Below are 2192 nucleotides of genomic sequence, written 5' to 3' on the forward strand. Positions count from 1 at the left end.
GTCGGCAAGATCGCCGGCGAGCTGCGCGGCCTGCGCGAGGAATTGCGCCACCAGATGACCGCCGGCCTCAAGCGCGAGTTCGACGCGCTGCGCAACGACATCGAGCGCGCCTTCCAGGCGAATGGCCAGGCGGACAAGGGCAGCGCCGAGCTCGGCCTCGAATTCGAGCGGCTGTCCGGCGCCATCCAGACGCTGGCTGAGAAGAGCGACGACAGGAGCGTCAACCTGCTCAGGCTCGAGATGGAGCAGGTCAAGGGCGCGCTGGACACGCTGGCGCGCGAGGAAAGCGTGCGGGCGGTCGATCGCCGATGGGACGACTTCGACCGCCGCTGGAGCGCCTTCGAGGACCGTGTCGACGCCGACCAGCGCAAGCGCTCCGACAATCCAGGCCTTTCGGCGTTGACCGACCGCCTCGAGCAGATCAGCAATGCCGTCAACAACCTGCCGGAATCGCTGTCGCTGCGCTCACTGGAGGAAAAGGTCCGCACGCTTGCCGGTGCCGTCGACCAGTTCGCCAGCCAGCAGAGCAATCGAGGCAGCGACACGTTCGGCATGATCGACGAGCGGCTGGACGAGATCTCCCGCGCCATCGTCGCCTCGACCGTTGCCGCGCAGGCCAATGCCTTCGACCCGGAACCCTTCGAGCGCATCGAGAAGCGGATCGCCTCGCTGGCGCAGCAGATCGAGGAAGTGACCCAGGCCCAGCCCGGTCGAGAGGTTATGGACCGGCTCAACCTTCTGTCGAGCCGCGTCGACGAGCTGGCCGGCCGCGCCAACCTGCCGGAGCAGGCCATGGAACGGCTCGGCAGGCAGATCGCGCTGATCGCCGACAAAATCGACCACGCGCCAGCCATGCCCGATGCCGATTATATCTTCCAGGGACTTGAACAGCGCTTCGACGCGCTGTCGGGGATGATGGAACGCCGGCAGGGTGATGCGATCGAACAGGGCAACATGCTGTTTCGCGATCTCGAGCGGCGGCTGGACGAGGTTGCCGACAGGCTCGACCAGCGCATGCCGCAGGCCGACAGCGCCGGCATCATGGATGCCATCGACGCCCGCTTCACCGCGCTCGCCAAGCGCCTGGAGACGCGGGTCCCCGATCCCGCCAACGAAGCGGCGATCCGCGGCCTGGAAAGCCGGCTGGAAGACATATCAAGCCGGCTTGAAACATCGGCCGCTCAGGTCGCCGGCATCGACCCGGCGCTGATCCGCAGCCTGGAGGCGCAGGTCGCCGGGCTTTCGGCGCATCTCACCAGGCCCGGCACGCCGCTGCCGGAATTCGAGGACATCAGCCCGCGCCTCAACGAGATCGAGAAGTCGCTGGCCGGAACACGCGATACCATCCTCAGCGCGGCGCGCGAGGCGGCCGAGAGCGCGGTGCGTTCGATGGCCGATACGAGCGCCAATACAGCGGCGGTCAGCGGCCTTGCGCAGGACCTGAAGACGCTCGAAGCCCTGACGCGCCGTTCCGACGAACGCAATTCGCGCACCTTCGAGGCCATCCACGACACGCTGCTCAAGATCGTCGACCGGCTGGGTTCGCTGGAAACCAGCGAGCCTGTGGAAGCCGTCAGCGAACTCATCGACCCGCAGCCGGCGAGTAAGCGCGGGAGCCGCGGCTCCAAGATAGCGGTGCAGGATGCGCCGTCGATGGATATCGACCAGCCGCTGCCGCTGGCCGGGGACATCGCCGATCTCGACACCCGTGCCGCCGCCATCCTGCGCAACGAACCGGTTGCGCGCGACGAGCCGGCGCCACGTTCGCCGGCTGAAGCGGCGGCGGCCGCCGCCATGGCGGCGCTCGGTTCGGACACGATCGCCGAAAAGGGCGAGAAGGCCGGCAAGAAATCGATGTTCGGCGGACTGGCGCGCGCCTTCAGGGGCAAGAAGCAGGCGGATACGCCGCCGCTCGCCGGTTCGGCGCCTGAGGTCGACGCCCCAAGCGTCGACATCGACCAGCCGCTCGACCCGAAACTTGCCAACCGGCCGCTGGAGCCAGGCTCGGGCGCACCAGACCTCAGCGCCATCATGAAGCGCGTGCGCGACGAGCGTAGCCCGCCCGTCAAGCGCAGCGAGAGCGACGCGGCCAAGTCCGACTTCATCGCCGCCGCAAGGCGCGCAGCGCAAGCCGCCGCCGCCGAGGCCGACGCGCTGAAGCGCCAGTCGACGATGGGCGGGCCGGTCAAGGC

General features: G+C 68.4%; 1 pseudogene. It reads left to right on the forward strand.

Annotated features, from left to right (window positions below):
• Nucleotides 1-2192: pseudogene (locus EN781_RS31170) on the forward strand (peptidoglycan-binding protein); the annotation flags it as partial.

Source organism: Mesorhizobium sp. M4A.F.Ca.ET.090.04.2.1 (assembly GCF_003999085.1).
Classification (GTDB): Bacteria; Pseudomonadota; Alphaproteobacteria; order Rhizobiales; family Rhizobiaceae; genus Mesorhizobium.